General features: G+C 38.5%; 13 protein-coding genes and 1 pseudogene. All 14 read right to left on the reverse strand.

Features of this window, described 5'->3' with window-relative positions:
* Nucleotides 1-16: 16 nt before the first annotated feature.
* Complete coding sequence (locus BCR24_RS09620; RefSeq protein WP_069640336.1) at nt 17-826, reverse strand: WxL domain-containing protein; 810 nt, start codon at nt 824-826, stop codon at nt 17-19.
* On the reverse strand, nt 823-1,146 hold the full coding sequence (locus tag BCR24_RS09625; RefSeq protein WP_069640337.1) for an EF2685/EF0750 family sortase-dependent surface protein: 324 nt from the start codon (nt 1,144-1,146) through the stop codon (nt 823-825). The genes BCR24_RS09620 and BCR24_RS09625 overlap by 4 nt, the downstream gene beginning before the upstream one ends.
* 14 nt (nt 1,147-1,160) lie before the next feature.
* The gene (locus tag BCR24_RS09630) at nt 1,161-4,829 is read right to left on the reverse strand and encodes a pectate lyase-like adhesive domain-containing protein (protein WP_069640338.1); all 3,669 of its coding nucleotides are present in this window, start codon (nt 4,827-4,829) and stop codon (nt 1,161-1,163) included.
* 139 nt (nt 4,830-4,968) lie between these two features.
* Nucleotides 4,969-5,640, reverse strand: a complete 672-nt coding sequence (locus BCR24_RS09635) for a winged helix-turn-helix domain-containing protein (RefSeq protein ID WP_069640339.1) — start codon at nt 5,638-5,640, stop codon at nt 4,969-4,971.
* Nucleotides 5,641-5,991: 351 nt separating this feature from the next.
* Nucleotides 5,992-7,101 (reverse strand): tyrosine-type recombinase/integrase, encoded by a 1,110-nt coding sequence (locus BCR24_RS09640; RefSeq protein ID WP_069640340.1) that lies wholly within the window; start codon nt 7,099-7,101, stop codon nt 5,992-5,994.
* Between the two features lie 365 nt (nt 7,102-7,466).
* Nucleotides 7,467-7,724: pseudogene (locus tag BCR24_RS17130) on the reverse strand (transposase); the annotation flags it as partial.
* A gap of 185 nt (nt 7,725-7,909) precedes the next feature.
* A complete protein-coding gene (locus BCR24_RS09645; protein ID WP_069640341.1) occupies nt 7,910-8,968 on the reverse strand; it encodes a hypothetical protein in 1,059 nt (352 codons plus the stop codon).
* Between the two features lie 201 nt (nt 8,969-9,169).
* Nucleotides 9,170-9,847, reverse strand: coding sequence for a CPBP family intramembrane glutamic endopeptidase (locus BCR24_RS09650; protein WP_069640342.1), 678 nt, complete (start codon nt 9,845-9,847; stop codon nt 9,170-9,172).
* Between the two features lie 156 nt (nt 9,848-10,003).
* A complete protein-coding gene (ruvB, locus tag BCR24_RS09655) occupies nt 10,004-11,014 on the reverse strand; it encodes a Holliday junction branch migration DNA helicase RuvB (RefSeq protein WP_069640343.1) in 1,011 nt (336 codons plus the stop codon).
* Between the two features lie 12 nt (nt 11,015-11,026).
* On the reverse strand, nt 11,027-11,638 hold the full coding sequence (gene ruvA / locus BCR24_RS09660) for a Holliday junction branch migration protein RuvA (RefSeq protein ID WP_069640344.1): 612 nt from the start codon (nt 11,636-11,638) through the stop codon (nt 11,027-11,029).
* Nucleotides 11,639-11,829: 191 nt separating this feature from the next.
* Nucleotides 11,830-13,503, reverse strand: a complete 1,674-nt coding sequence (locus tag BCR24_RS09665) for a peptide ABC transporter substrate-binding protein (RefSeq protein WP_069640345.1) — start codon at nt 13,501-13,503, stop codon at nt 11,830-11,832.
* A 186-nt stretch (nt 13,504-13,689) separates the two neighbouring features.
* Nucleotides 13,690-14,127 carry a peptide-methionine (R)-S-oxide reductase MsrB gene (gene msrB / locus BCR24_RS09670; RefSeq protein ID WP_069640346.1) on the reverse strand — a complete coding sequence of 146 codons (438 nt, stop codon included), beginning with the start codon at nt 14,125-14,127 and terminating at the stop codon, nt 13,690-13,692.
* Between the two features lie 97 nt (nt 14,128-14,224).
* Entirely contained in the window at nt 14,225-14,719 is a 495-nt protein-coding gene (locus BCR24_RS09675) for an acyl-CoA thioesterase (protein ID WP_069640347.1), read from the reverse strand.
* A 31-nt stretch (nt 14,720-14,750) separates the two neighbouring features.
* On the reverse strand, nt 14,751-15,305 hold the full coding sequence (locus tag BCR24_RS09680; RefSeq protein WP_069640348.1) for a Maf family protein: 555 nt from the start codon (nt 15,303-15,305) through the stop codon (nt 14,751-14,753).
* Between the last annotated feature and the right edge of the window lie 11 nt (nt 15,306-15,316).

The raw sequence follows: 15,316 nt of genomic DNA on the forward strand, positions 1-15,316 counted from the left end.
AAATGTGTGTAATCTATTAAGGCAACTTGGCTAATATCCAAGTTAACTCCGTTTGATATTCGACCGGATAAATAACCGTCGACTCTGGTACAGTTAAAGTGATTGCTGAATTATGATAGACCGGTTTGTTGTAGGTGCGGTCTATTACTGGTTTGCCTGAAGCATCCACTACAGGGCTCAAGGTATGTGGTTGATTATTCGTATTGGTATCTGACGCTCCAAATGCGATGGTCCAAACCCCTTTTCCGCTGCCAGCTCGTGCTGTCGCTACTTCATAGGCTGAACCGATAGAATTCAACGCAATCGTTTCACGCGTCACCGTTGGTGCTTCGCTCGTGCCGCTAGAATTCGCCCATCCTTTATCTAAGGAAAGAACGGCTCCTTTGAGTTCTTGTTCCTTTTTATTTTGAATAATCTGATTGGTAAACTGTGTTTCTTGTTTAACTTGTAGTGTCCAACCAGAGGAATCCGCTTGTTGATCCGTAATTTGGATATAACTACCTCTAGGTCCAGTTTCTCCAAAAAACTGTTGTGCTAATGCATTGTACTTACGCGTACCTTTACTGATTTTGCTTTCGCCAAAATCCAGAGATGATGCATAGTCGATACGTAGTGGTCCTTCTGTGGACGGACCTGGTCCTGGATCAATAGGTACTCCTGGATTTTCAGGGTCGATTGGATTCGTCACTACGCTCCCTTCAACTGAAACAGTTCCAGATTGATTTAACGATGCAGGTGTTGCGTTAGCAGTCAAATTGAAAGTACTGCTGAAAAGCACGATAATTAGTACCATACTGAGTAAAAAAGTTTGTTTTGTTACGCTCATTCCCGCTCCTCCTTCCTACGCTTCCGTAAAAAGAGTAAGAGAAAGAATAAAAGGATCATACCGCCTAAAATCAAACTGTACGTTCGAATTTGTTCCCCAGTACTAGGAAAGTTCCCAATGGGTTTAGTCGGCTTCGCTGTGCTTGATTCCACTGGAGCAGAGCTGCTGGGTTCAGTCACTTCTTCATAAAAAGAAATCTTACCTGTCGTACTGACTTGACCGCCAGTCCCCTCTTTAGCTTGGACAATGGGTCCAGAAACTATTGTACCCACCCATAGAAGCAGAGAACAGCCGAACAAGATAATGCGTGAATAGTTCATTTCCCTCTCTCCTTTTATGGTTGTCCTGCCATCACTTTCCATGTAATGACGCCGACATAATCTCCCGTATATACCGTATCAGAGGAATTGATTTGGAGTTTTATCCCGTCTGTATCAGATGTTTTACCCCAACCATCGCTGATGGCATAACTACCAGCTGTACCTTTAGTATTAGTGTAAATCACCTGTGCATCCTGAGATAATATTGTTTCTTTGCCTTGATTCATATAGCGCAAGGCATTAACCAATTCTTGTCCTTCACTGTTGCGCATTGGTGTAGATAAAGATGCGGTCATACGCCAACCATTTTTAGCATCTGCTCGTGTATCCGTTACGACTAATTGCTCGTCGAAAGATGGATCTTCCACGCGTTTAGTCATTGCATCGTATGTCAAGGTTCCAAAATCAAGGGCATTGGGCACGGATGTCAGACTTAAGACTCCTTGCAGCTTGTACTGTACAGTAACTGCCGTATTATCGATTGTGATTGCGTTCTCGTTAGCTGGACGTTCCGCGATGTCATACCCTGCAGCGGTGACATTTTCTACTTGAGTTTGAACGGCATCATTTGTCGTTAAGTCTACGGTATTGCCTACTATTGTATTGATAGTTACTGTGTAACCTGAAAGCACTTGATTCGCTTCATTCACAAATTCAACACGTAATACAGCATCCATGTCAACAACCGTCACATTGATTGTTATTGAGATATCTGTTGCTAATCCTGAATCTGCTGCTTTTATCGTCAATGTTACTGGATATGCTTTAGGTCGAAGATTTTCAGTCTCATTCAATCCGCCAAAATCAGTTACTTTTATCAAAGAACTGATATCCGTTTTCTGCCCATCAACAATTTTATACGCCGTTGATTGACTCTGCTCAAGGATATAGCTCTTTAATTGATCATCGGATAAGTCACGAATGTCCTTATACGGTGCATTAAAATCAGAACCGTCTATCACTTTATTCACTGTAAGTTTTGATACGATGGTCGTCCTATTGCCTGCTTCATCGAATAAATCCACTTTCACTGTATGTTCGCCAATTTGACTCATAAAGCCCTCGACCGTTGATTGTGGCGTTTCAGCATTAAATGCATACGTGAAGTTTTGTGGCGTTGGATTGGAATCAGTCGGATTTTTTACGAATTTATCTGCAGTTGGTGTTGGGCCGTTCAACGCAACCTGATAGTTGACAGATTCTCCTTCGGGCGGTGTTTTATCTACGACCGTTTGGAGTGCATAACTGTCTTTACCATCTAACCAAGCGTATGCTTTGATTTTTTGGCCTGCTTTTAACGTTACACTACTTGGTAAATCAAATGTAAATTTCCCATTATTATCGGCGATCGTATTAAATTTACGTGTATCTCCTTCTATAGGAGAGGTAACAGTAGGTGCTGTCAATAGGACATCTGTACTTGGATCACTTTCATCCGTTACAAGATAAAAGAGCATCAATGCATTATTATTGACCGTTCCCGTTAGTTTTTGTCCACTTTCCAGTGTCTTATTGTCGCTTGGTTGGTCAAATCCTACAAGAACGTCCGGAATATAGTCGTATACAATTCTAGAAAAATTCTCTGTCCGATAATTATCTACAAAGCTTTTCTGAATAGCGTTAGTAATACTATTTCCTACTACACTTGTTGTAGTAGTACCATTGTACTTGATTGACATACCATACATTGGTGTCCAATGGAAAGTTGGCGTTGCTTGGCTAGCATCTGCTTTACTCCAAGCAGAAACCTCTTGGATATCCGCAGTAAACGTACCTGGATTCCTCATATTAATCAGATTTACGTTAGTATTGCCACGTGAGTCCAAATCGATTTTTTGTGCGTTTGAAAACTGGAACGTCGTGTTACTACCAAAATCCAACATATTCCTTACGCCTGTACCATCTTTTATCACAGACTCAAATGTTCCTTTATCACCAATGATAAAGGATGACCCACTTCCACCATAAATCATTGAACTAGTAGAGGCCCCTTCATTAGTAGAAGTGAATTTCGTCACACCTTGGTCTTTTACTTGGAATTTCGATCCCGTTGAAAGATCCAAAAGACGACCAGTTCCTCCGTTTTTGTTCAAGACGAGACTTCCTTTTTGGGCGACATCAAATTTGGCATTTTGTCCCATCGAAATAACTGGTGCTCCAGTGGTCATTTGATTGGCATTGATGACCATCTCTGCATTATCTCCCACATTGATTGCTGAATTTTGTTGAAGCATGAATCCCGCACGAGAATTGGTGTTACTGATTGGTCCATTGATCGTTACATTGAAATTACTACTGTCTTCAAGATTGATACTCGTTGTCCATTGCGATGTTGCTGCCTGATAACCCAAACGAACTGGTACACGTGTCGTACCATCAGCCGTTTCAACATTTAGATTAGCATTTTTCCCAACGTCGATTTTTCCATTTCTTTGTACACTGATGACGGACGGAATACTTCCTCCATTTGTTTGCCAAGAGTTGGTTTCCCCTGTATTACCTAATGTACGAATTGTAGCGGTGGCATTCTCTTCAAGTGTTAATGACGGTTGAATAGTAGCGACCGTATCCCAGTCAGAATACCAGCTACCTAAGATCACACCGTCTCCGTTTTCTGCTTCAATAGTCGTATCTGTATTGGATGCAAATACTAGTGTGTGTGACTCCAAACCAGATTGGTTTGTATCAGCCATATTTCGGACTGTCCCATTATAGGATGTATACTGAGTAGCTTTCGATTTAATCACATTTTTCCCTTCAAAGCGCAGAACAGCTTGGAAAGAAGCGGTCAATTGTGATCCAGTATAATTTACATTGCGGTACGTAATACTTGAACCATAGGCATTTCGATCCCACATTGTCACAGGTCCATAGTAGTGTCCGCCATATAGGTCAACGTTATCGACTACTGCTTTGTGCACGATGGATGTATTCGTGCCCCATCTATAGGAATAGCCTATGAAATCGAGCGAATAGCCATTCCCTAGTAATACATAATTGGGCCGATTGTCTGAAAGATTACGGTCTGCTCTACCAGTCGCCGTATTTGTCATAGAACTTTGTACATCAACGATTGTTACCGTATTGCTCATTAGAGCAGCATCTAATTGACTCCAATTACTTACCTTTGCGACATTTCCAATGTATACGATGACGTCACTACTCAACGCACTACCTGTTCCTGACTGAGTCGCCGGTACTGTTAGCGTTAAATGAAATTCTTGCAAATCATTCGATGAAACGGTCTCTAGTCCCTTTAAGTCAGATACTTGGATACTGTCTGTGACATCCACTACAGATCCCCCGGATAACCCATATGCTTTGGCACCTGTCTCTTTGAGAATCATTTGTTTGATTGCGGCAATATCGCCATTGTAACCTTGGATATCTGTCATCGTTTTTGCTATATTTTTAGCAACAATTCCCGTACCATTCGCAGTAAGTTCATAGGCTTCAATATTTTCCATTCTTGGTTGAATTGGTTCTTTCATACTCTGTTCGGAATCTATCGTTGTACCGTCTTCCTTAGACATACTCGTTTCAGATGATTTTATAGCTGCAGCCATTTCTGTAGTTGACTGAGTCATTTCATCTGCTTTAATCAGTGGCGCACCTAAATATAGATACACACATAATGATGCAATCAAACCCACTAGAAAAAAAATAGTTTTTTTTCTTTTCATTTTATTCCTCCTCTCTTATGTACGACATGGTTTCTTCTAAAAAATAGTATCACCCCCCTTACATAAAAAAACATGTCTCCTGAAATACTCTCTTTTTAATCAAATTCCCGGAACACATAGACGTTCAATATCTGTTTTATCAAGAGTTATTCAGGCGAAACATATACCCTTTTGATCGGATTGTCGCAATAGAACAGGTATCGTTCTTTCCTATTTTATTCCGTATATGGCATACAATATTGGCTATACGTGAAATGTTAAATTCCTTTCCCGGCCACAACGATTTTGCTAGGGTGCTGTATAATACAGTAGTATTTGGTTTTTCATAGAGTAATGACAATACCTTGTACTCGTTTCGAGTCAACTCTTTCTCTACTTCATTTACAACTACAGACTGATTTAGTTCATTCAGTTGAATTACTCGTGATGTCTCTTTCTCTTTTTTTGACTTCTCCTTATATTTATTTCCTAATCGAACGAACGTATTCTCTATACTCATTGATAGATACGTAAAGGTTTCTGGCATAGCTATCACGTTTGTCGCACCTATACTCATCATAATTTTTTTCTCTGTTTCAAGTGGTACTTCGGAGAACACCCAAATGAAAACCGCTGGATTGATTCGACAAGCAATTATCCAGTCAATAACTTGACTTAATTGCTCTGTCGTTCCCATTGGAATCACTACGCCATCTAAGTAAGCGAGCTGTTCTTTGTCTTTCACTTCAATAAGATCATAGAGGTTATTCTTACACTCATGTGTCCATTTATCAGTTAAATTTGTTTGGCCTACAATGCCTAAATGAAGCATGTCTTCCTCTTCCTTTCTATATGTCATCTTTTTAATTATTTGTTGGTAAACAAACAAGTCCTTTTAATTCCAATTTCAACTAAATTATAGTTATATAGAAGAGACGTTTGAAAAAGATTTCCTCGTTTTTTTTATACTACGTAAATAACCATTAAGCCCTCCAGATATACTACTTTGTGCCTACTTGTGACGCTGATTGACGGCGTATAAATAAAAGTGACGACAACTAACTAGACTCTATTCAAGTAGAGTCTAGTATCTTTCATTATCTATTTAAAAATTTTGCGTTTAAAGAGAACGTTTACATTTATTTGTTTTACTTATTTATAAATGATTGGTATTTTTTACTTTTTATTGCAATGCTTTACTCATATTTGTGATAACTTTTATTCGACTTTCGACCATAGAATCGGCGTAAATATCCAATGTCGTTTTTGTAGACGTATGACCCAATAAACGACTCAGCGACACAATATCTGAGTTTGTTTCTATACAACGGGTCGCAAACGTATGTCTTAACTGATGAAAATGAAGATGCTCAAATCCGCATTGTTTTCGTATTTTATGGAAATAGTAGGTCAGTAAGCGAGGTTCACTCGGCAGTTCACTATTGGAGCATACATAACTCCCTGGCGCCTTCTTTTTCCACTTTTTTAGGTATTTATATAACGTTGTGCTAATAGGGATCACTCGATTAGAACTTTCTGTTTTTGAACTATCCATGAGCAGTTGCGTTTTTTTTATTCCACCTTCTAACGATACGCGTTGAAAGGTTTGAGTTATATGAATCATTCGCTGCTTCAAATCTATATCAGTCCAACGTAATGCTGCAATTTCCCCTATTCTTAGTCCTGAATTCAGAGCCAATAAAACAGATAATCCTCTGTATAAGGGAAGCCCCTTCGCACAACTTTCTAGCACATGTTGTTCCTTTTTAGTCATAGCACGTACGCGTACTTGTCTTTTTTTTGGTAATCGAATTCTTGTACAGGGCGTTTGCTTTAAATAGCTTTGTTCTGTCGCATCTTTTAATGTTTTTTTTACTAGTTGGTACAAAACATGGATGGTTGAAGCTTTGAGACCGTACTGAAGCCAACTATTCACAAGATTTTGAACAGTTTCGTGCGTTAATTGATTCAATGGACAGTTTCCGATTGACGGGAGTATGTATTTCTTTAACTTATAGAGATAGGTTGTATAGGTAGATACTTTGACGGTAGATTGTTGTTGGGAAAGCCAGATAATAGTCCATTCTTCATAAGAAAAGCCACTTTCTCCTTGTTGCTGAATGAGCGCATGATAATGCAATTTGTAGGTATAGAGACGGTATTTAACATCTGCGTACGTTTGTCCATAAATATAGCCATACTTCAATTGACCATTCTTTTTTCGTCCTTTTTTATAACGCCCTTCCCAGCGTCCATCTTTTCGCTTATAAATATTTTCACCTTTACGTGCCATAAGATTCATCCTTTCTAAATTGACGGCTTATTTGACGTTCAATAAAAAGTGTAATTATCTAGTTAAAAACTCTTCTTTTTTGAAAAAAGTAAGAAGAAAATTAAAAAAAGGGTTGTTTTTAATCATTTAACAGATATAATAATAATAGAAAATAAATAGTTTCCTCTTACAAAAAGCATCCATTATCCTTTTTTTTTGATTTAAAACAAATAAAAACTCTTTTGTGGATTCCAATGCCTAGTATTTACACTTGTTTACGTAGTATAAAAAAAACGAGGAAAACTATTAATTGTACATAAACAACAAAAAAGAAATTGATTATCAGACTGGCTTCTCAGACTGTAGACAAAGTGGTCTTCCGTAAAAATACAATTTTCGAAAGAATAGCCTGAAAACCAACCACAAGTACTATTTGTGCTAACTTCTTTAATTGTCTGTTTCATAGAACGAATAACAAACAATTGTTTATTGGTTAATCAAGATTACTGGCTCAATACTGGGACAACTAGAGGTCTAATACATAGGTTCTACAATGGGGGAAATGAAATCAAACTGAGCTGAATTGCAGTGTCAATCTTTCGAACTAAGTGATTTTTTTGTAGAAGATCATCGATCGCTACCATAGCAAATTAATTGCTACCTTCAATAGATTGTTTTTTTTATCATTGGAATCAATCCTAAAATAGTTTATATAATTAGTATAAAACAAAAAAACTGTAAACAACTCTCCAAATTTAGGAGTTTGTTTACAGTCTGAAGGTATAGCGATGCTATGCCTTTTTTTACAGAGTACTGTTGTCGAATACTTTTATAATTTACTTTCAGTCACTGGGTCTTTCACTAAATTAGAACCCCATAAACCTGCTAGAGAAGTGATGATCATACCAAGAATCATCGCTACAAAGCCCCAGATCGATGCTTTAGATACTGTGTTTGAAGCATCCTCTGCTGTTTGTCTCGCTTCTTTGATATTTTTATCCAACTCTTCTTTGGCATCTTCAAGACTTGTTTTAGCATTTTCAATTTGTGTTTGTGTTTCTTTCGATGCTTTTTGTAATTCATTGTAAATATTATCAGTTGCTTGCTCTGCTTCTTCTTGTGATAAATCTGTATTTTTAGCTACTGCATTTGCAATTGCCGGACGATCGATTGAATCACCGATTTTTTTCGCTTTGGCTTCTAAAGAATCTGCAGTATCTTTAAAGATTTTATCAGAGTTATCGGGATTTTTGACAATTTCTTTCCCAGCATCTGTGATTTCGTCAGTTGCTTCTTTCATTTTATCTTGTAAGTAATCAGGTTGTAATTCTTTTACATCCGTATCAGACAAGACTTTTTTCACTTGACCTTGAAGGTCTGTCGTATCCACTGATTGAACGCTGTCTGTGACTTTATCAAAGCCTTTACTGATTGCATCGGATGTACCCGAAGCGACAGTTTCCACCGTGCTGCCTGTTGCTGAAGCGATATTCCCAAATAGAGAACCGATTGCTGAAAATGCGCCGATTGCGGTATAAGAAAGAATCGCAATCAATACTAAAACACTCGTTGCCCATGTTAAAAAACCATGAACTAAACCGACTCTACGTGCTGCTACACCAGCTATAAATCCACTACAAAATAATGAAAGGACAAATGTCACCACTGTCCAAATAATAAGTCCCATACCCACACCATCTAAAGGATTATCTGATGTTGGTTTAACGATCCCAAAACCAATTGCTGAACCAATCAAACTTAAGGTAAAGAAAATCGCAAAGAAGGAAACTAATCCCGCTATAATTGCCCCCCAAGAGATATTTACCCCTGCTTCATCTTGCGTTGTCAAGTACGACACAAAACCTTTTTTTCTCGTGTTCTTTTCCATAATTCCCATCCTTTCGCTTATTTTTTCTAATTGGTACACTATTAACTATAAGAGCATAAAATATTTTGTGCAAATGATACGATTATTTTTCTAATCAAACACTCACTTCTTCTATGATGAGATATATTATTTGCATGTAATCCAAAAAAATGTTATGGCTATACCACCTATTGGTATAGCCATAACAATTGTAAAAGAATGTTAATGTGCTAAGGTCCCCAACATGACTCCTATAAAAATCAGCCAGTCAAAAGCGATATGAATGATCGTGCCCGCCCAGATTGAATTCGTTTTTAATGTCGCCCATGTAAATGGAATTCGGGTCAAACCAATCACAACTAAACACTGGAACCAATTCCAATCATAAGTCGATAAATGTAGTGATCCGAACATAAGGCTTGTTAAAATAACAGAACCAATGATAGCGGTCTTTCGTTCAACTTTATAACGTAATGCTACATGGACCAATAAAATCAGCGGAATCGTTGTAATGATTTCCTCTCCTGCAAGCATGAATAACGTTTTCCCTAAGAGTGTAAGCGCGGGGCCTATTCCATGACTAAATTCATCTACGATTGGATTGGCAGCAGTTGGTTGTCCGATTGCCCCAGCTAAAACTTTTGCTAAGAGAGCAGTTATCCAACTTAGCACATAGGCAATCAATATAATTTTAACCGAACCTTTTCTTAGTGGAGAATATAATTGTTTAATGCCTTCCACACCATACATCAAATACATTCCTATTAATCCTGCAATGAGAATAATACAAAAATTCAAAATAAATGCCGTATTCAATAATGAGTAAAATGCACCTCCTAATAATACTAACGAAACAATTGCTGGAACTAGTTTTACTTTTCGATCAAATAATTCTTGCATTTTCTCCACGCCCTTGCGTTTATTTTCTTTTAGTATAGTTTCTATCTTTGTAGCAAACAACTAATTCGTCTTAATGAACAGTTGTTTTTTATTGCCGATAAAAAACGCTCAATTTGTTTATCCATGTTTGAATAAACAAATTGAGTGTTGAATAGATTATTCTTGATAATAAGACTCATACCCAAAATGTTCGTAGGCAAGTGCCGTTGCAATTCGTCCTCTTGGTGTCCGCTTGATAAATCCTTTTTGAATCAGATAAGGCTCGTACATATCTTCAACGGTCTCAGTCTCTTCACTGATATTCACAGCTAAGGTACTCAATCCAACAGGTCCGCCACCATATAATTCGATCATTGTTTTCAATAATTTTTGATCGACATAATCTAATCCTTGATGGTCAACTTGCAGCAAGGTCAATGCTTGATCCGCAATACTGCGGTCGATCGTACCATCTGACTGAACTTGAGCAAAATCACGAACACGTTTTAATAAACGATTGGCAATCCGCGGTGTCCCACGAGACCGGCGGGCAATTTCAAAGGCACCTTCTTCAACGATTTCTGTTTGAAAAATATCAGCAGAACGTAACACGATTTCTTTTAGGTCCTGAGTTTCATAGTACTCCATATGAGAAATGATACCAAAGCGATCTCGAAGTGGTGCAGACAGCATACCTGCACGGGTTGTTGCTCCAATCAAGGTAAACGGCGGCAATGGGAAATGGACTGGATGAGCCGTTGTTCCTTGCCCCACCATGATATCTACATAAAAATCCTCCATCGCTGAATAGAGCATCTCTTCAACGATTCGTGGCAAACGGTGGATTTCATCGATAAATAAAACATCCCCTGGCTCGAGTTCATTTAAAATAGCAACTAAATCACCGGCACGCTCAATCGCAGGTCCACTCGTTGTACGGATATTGACATGCATTTCATTGGCAATCACCATGGCCATCGTAGTTTTACCAAGTCCTGGTGGTCCATACAAAAGAGTATGATCGAGCGCTTCTTCACGATTACGGGCCGCTTCAATATAAATCGTAAGCTCTTGTTTTACTTTGTCTTGACCGATATATTGCTCGAGAAACTGCGGGCGTAGCGACTTTTCAAGAGACTCCTCCCCTTCGCTGGTTTCAGCGGAAAGTAGTCTTTCATCTTCTGTCATAGCCATTCCTCCTTAGCGTTTCATCATAAATTTCAGTGCATTGCGTAAGTATTCATCTGTTGGCTGTTTGCCTAGTTCTTCTAGTTTTGGTGTAATTCGCTTGATTTCTTTTTCACTATAGCCTAATGCGCTCAATGCCTCTAAGGCTTCAGTCAATGATTGATTAACTGATTGTGTATCTGGTCTTTTGGTCATGGCTTCTACAGCTGCATCTGATGTTTCTAGTTCCCCAAGTTTTCCTTTTAGGTCTAAAATCATTTGCTGTGCCGTTTTCTTACCTACACCCGGGAATCTAGTTAGATACGCAGCATCTTCACTTTCGATCGCATTGATCAAGCCGCCATGATCATCTGAAGCCATGATTGCTAGACCGCTTTTAGGTCCGATCCCTGACACACTGATCAGCTTTAAGAAGAGTTGTTTTTCATCTAGGTCACCAAAGCCATACAATAGATGGGCATCTTCACGAATAACATGATGAACGTAGATTTTAATTTTCTCGTTCGTCTTGCCAGAATAACGATAGGGGTTTCCTACAGAAATCTGATAGCCGATTCCATTTGTTTCGATTACAATATAATAAGGACTGATAAAGGTCACTTTACCAATGATATACTCGTACATAATTCACCTTTCTCGATATGGTTAAAGCAAAAACTGTTGTTGTTCACCACATCTTGCGTTTTACACGCACATACGTTTCTATTTTACCACAAATCAGAGGAAATCAGTAGCTTGAAAAATGTGTAGTTATTAAGATAAAAAAAGGATAGACTGTCACTCTGTGAGTGACAGTCTATCCTCAGTTTCTTCATCTATTCAGTAATATACGTCCATTTATAATCATATCTTGCGCCAGCTCCATGAGCGACAACACCTTGTACTTTTTTACTACGCATATGCGCTTCTGCTTTTTGATAAACTGGTGCAACACCCATCTCATCTATCAATAGTTTTTCAGCGTCAAGCATGTCTGTCCAACGTTTTTCTGGATCTGAGGCATTTGTCGTTCTAGAATCTTCTACTAGTTGATCATATTTTTCATTTGAGTAGCGTCCTCTGTTATAAGAACCGCCTGTTACAAATAAATCTGTGAAACTACTCGGATCTGCGTAATCAGCACCCCAACCACCCATGATCACTTCAAAATCGCCATTTTTACCACGATCTAAGCGAACTGTAAACGGTACGTTAGTTACTGTTACATCCACGCCATCTAAGGTTTCTTTCACTGCGCCTTGGATATACTCCAATACTTTCTTAGTAGAATCTGTATCGTCTCCAACGATATCAAACTTGAATGAATCAATTCCCAATTCTTTTTTCGCTTTTTCCCAGTATTCTTTGGCTTTTTCAGTATCGTGAGTCAAAATATTTTTATTTTCATCAGCAAAGTCTTTGTTGCCTTCTGGTGAAAATGACATTCCCGCTGGAACTAACCCTTTAGAAGCAACTGATCCATCTCCTAAAATACGATCAACCAATGCATCTCGATCGATTGAATAAGAGATTGCTTTTCTTAGATTAGCATTGTGATAAGGTGATTTCTCGTCTCTTTGATTAAATTCAAGATAAGAAGTCCGAGCATCTTTTTCAATGACAAGTTCTGGATCATCTGCCATTTGTTGGGCTAATTCTCCGCTTAAGATCACATCATCCGCTTGTCCATCTTGGAAAAGATTCAATGAAGTTGGTGCTTCTTTTACTACTTTTACTTCAATTTTATCTAATTGAACAGCCTCTTTATCCCAATATTGATCATTTTTTGTGTAAGACCAATCAGTATCTGTTCCTGGTCCATCAAAATCTGTTAATGTAAATGGTCCATTATAGACAGCTGCCTCACTTGTTGTTGCGTAGTCCTTGCCATTTTTTTCAACGATTTTTTGATTTTGAGGGAAAAATGAGGGGAATGCCAACAAGTAATCGAAATAGGGTGTTTGCTGTTCCAATGTTACTTCCAACTCATAATCCCCAGTTGCTTTTATTCCTAATTCATCAAGGCCTTTTTTACCAGCCGATACATCCGCTCCATTTTTCACTAGTTCAAACATATAAGCATATTCTGCTGCTGTTTTAGGATCAGCTGTCCGTTGCCAACCATAGACATAATCAGCTGCTACAACTGGATCACCATTTGACCATTTTGCATCTTCTCTCAATTTGAAGGTATATGTCAAACCATCGTCGCTTTTCTGTGCCATTTCTGTTGCTCCAGCTGGTTGTGGTCTGCTCTTGTCATCTAAACGGTATAACCCTTCGTACACATTATTCAATGCTGAAAAGCTGATCGTATTTGTTGCTACTGAAAGATCTGCACTTGGCATTTCTTGTTGAACGACCAATCTAAAAAGCTGTTCCCCACTCGCTTTTTTACTATCGGTGCTACTGTCTGTTGAGTCGGTCTTACCACCGCTGCCACAAGCTGCTAATACTAAAGTAGATAGCATCATAACACTAATTAATTTCTTTATATTCGTTTTTTTCATCTTTTTCTCCCCAATAAACAATTGTTTTCTTTCCTAATTTTAATTTTCGGAATATTTTTATAATACTCGATATAGCTGAAAATAGCAATCATTATTATATAATAAAGAAATAACATTTGTTTTTACTGCGAAATAGTAAAAAAAGCCTATCTAAGCAGTTTTCACCTGCCTAGATAAGCTTTCACTTTATTCAAATAAGGATCTATATTCGCCATATCCTTCTTTCTCTAATTCTTGAACAGGAATAAAGCGTAAGGCTGCCGCATTGATGCAATACCTCAACCCACCTCGCTCTTGAGGTCCGTCTGTGAAAACATGTCCTAAATGAGAATCTGCTTCTTTACTACGAACTTCAACACGCCGCATGCCTAACGAGACATCTTCGTTTTCTTTGATTCCTTGCTTTTCAATTGGTTTAGTAAACGCTGGCCAGCCACACCCTGCGTCGTATTTGTCTGTTGAACTAAAAAGGGGTTCACCACTAACTACATCAACATAAATACCTTCTTGGTAAAAGTCGTCATACTTCCCTGTGAATGGTCGTTCAGTCGCATTTTCTTGCGTCACAGCGTATTCAATAGCAGATAGCTTTTTTTTCAATTCTTCTTTTGATGGTTTTTCCATGACAAATCACACCCTTACTTTTTTATTAGTCTTATCATAGCATCATTGAGAAAAAAACACTCATTTCCTGTTTAGAAAATCAGTGTTTCATTCTTTCTTAGTTCCAAGGAATATCTAAATCGACATTACTGGCAAGAGCAAGACTCTCTTGTCGTTTTGCTTGCCTAACTTGCTTCCTTGCTTCGTAGCCCTGACAGATAAAGTGTTCTTCCTTCGTTTCAGGCTCGATTTTCTCCGGTAAACTAGCTCCTTTAGGTACAACAAATGTCATAAAACAAGTACCTGCCAAATAACGGTCACCCGTCAATAAATCTTCTCCAATTATTTTAGCAAATATCTCAATTGACCGTGTACCGACCCCTGATACATACGCTTCGATACATGCAGAGTGACTAGCTTTCAATGGCGCCAAAAAATCTAAATGATCTACTGATGCGGTCACGATTGCCGCTCTTGAAACTCTAACGGCTGAAATACCCGCTGTCTCATCTAACCAGGCCATTAATTGTCCCCCAAATAGGGTCTTATGGAAGTTTAAATAGGGATACGTGATGATATGTGTTTGGATCGCTCTTGTTTGTGAACATTTCATTGCTTGGTTGCCTTCTTTCATTTGTTTGTAACTAATCAAATGCTGCCAACATACGATTTAAAGTCGCAATTGGCAAACCCACGATCGAATAAAAATCGCCTTGGATACTTTTCACCAATAACGCACCTTGCTCTTGAATTCCGTAAGCACCCGCTTTGTCTTGGTATTCTTTTGTATCTAAATAGTGATTGATTTCTTCATCCGTCAGCTCATAAAATTCTACTGTAGCTGGAACCGTTGCTGAGGATTCTTGATCATCTTTCATCAAGACAACGCTAGTGTAGACCTTGTGCGTTCTACCACTCAACTGTCTAAGCATCCGAAAAGCATCTTCTCTAGAAGTCGGTTTTCCTAATATATCATTATCGATCGTTACGATTGTATCAGACCCAATCACTAAATCATTAGGGTATTGCTTTGCCACATGCATCGCTTTTTGGGCTGCCATCGTCAATACATAGTCCATTGGTGTGAAGTAGTCTTTGACCTCTTCATTGATGTCAGCTGGCACCACTTTAAAATCAGAAATAACTCGACTCAGCAGCTCACGTCTGCGAGGAGATTGAGAGGCAAGGATCACTGTCATTAGGATAAAAC

The organism is Enterococcus ureilyticus (genome assembly GCF_001730315.1).
Lineage (GTDB): Bacteria > Bacillota > Bacilli > Lactobacillales > Enterococcaceae > Enterococcus_L > Enterococcus_L ureilyticus.

Coding starts and splice junctions, on each gene's coding strand:
- ruvB (WP_069640343.1), bottom strand. CDS start 11,014: ATGACAGAAGATGAAAGACTACTTTCCGCTGAAACCAGCGAAGGGGAG.
- BCR24_RS09625 (WP_069640337.1), bottom strand. CDS start 1,146: ATGAACTATTCACGCATTATCTTGTTCGGCTGTTCTCTGCTTCTATGG.
- BCR24_RS09635 (WP_069640339.1), bottom strand. CDS start 5,640: ATGCTTCATTTAGGCATTGTAGGCCAAACAAATTTAACTGATAAATGG.
- BCR24_RS09640 (WP_069640340.1), bottom strand. CDS start 7,101: ATGGCACGTAAAGGTGAAAATATTTATAAGCGAAAAGATGGACGCTGG.
- BCR24_RS09680 (WP_069640348.1), bottom strand. CDS start 15,305: ATGACAGTGATCCTTGCCTCTCAATCTCCTCGCAGACGTGAGCTGCTG.
- BCR24_RS09665 (WP_069640345.1), bottom strand. CDS start 13,503: ATGAAAAAAACGAATATAAAGAAATTAATTAGTGTTATGATGCTATCT.
- BCR24_RS09620 (WP_069640336.1), bottom strand. CDS start 826: ATGAGCGTAACAAAACAAACTTTTTTACTCAGTATGGTACTAATTATC.
- BCR24_RS09675 (WP_069640347.1), bottom strand. CDS start 14,719: ATGAAATGTTCACAAACAAGAGCGATCCAAACACATATCATCACGTAT.
- BCR24_RS09645 (WP_069640341.1), bottom strand. CDS start 8,968: ATGGAAAAGAACACGAGAAAAAAAGGTTTTGTGTCGTACTTGACAACG.
- ruvA (WP_069640344.1), bottom strand. CDS start 11,638: ATGTACGAGTATATCATTGGTAAAGTGACCTTTATCAGTCCTTATTAT.
- BCR24_RS09650 (WP_069640342.1), bottom strand. CDS start 9,847: ATGCAAGAATTATTTGATCGAAAAGTAAAACTAGTTCCAGCAATTGTT.
- BCR24_RS09630 (WP_069640338.1), bottom strand. CDS start 4,829: ATGAAAAGAAAAAAAACTATTTTTTTTCTAGTGGGTTTGATTGCATCA.
- msrB (WP_069640346.1), bottom strand. CDS start 14,127: ATGGAAAAACCATCAAAAGAAGAATTGAAAAAAAAGCTATCTGCTATT.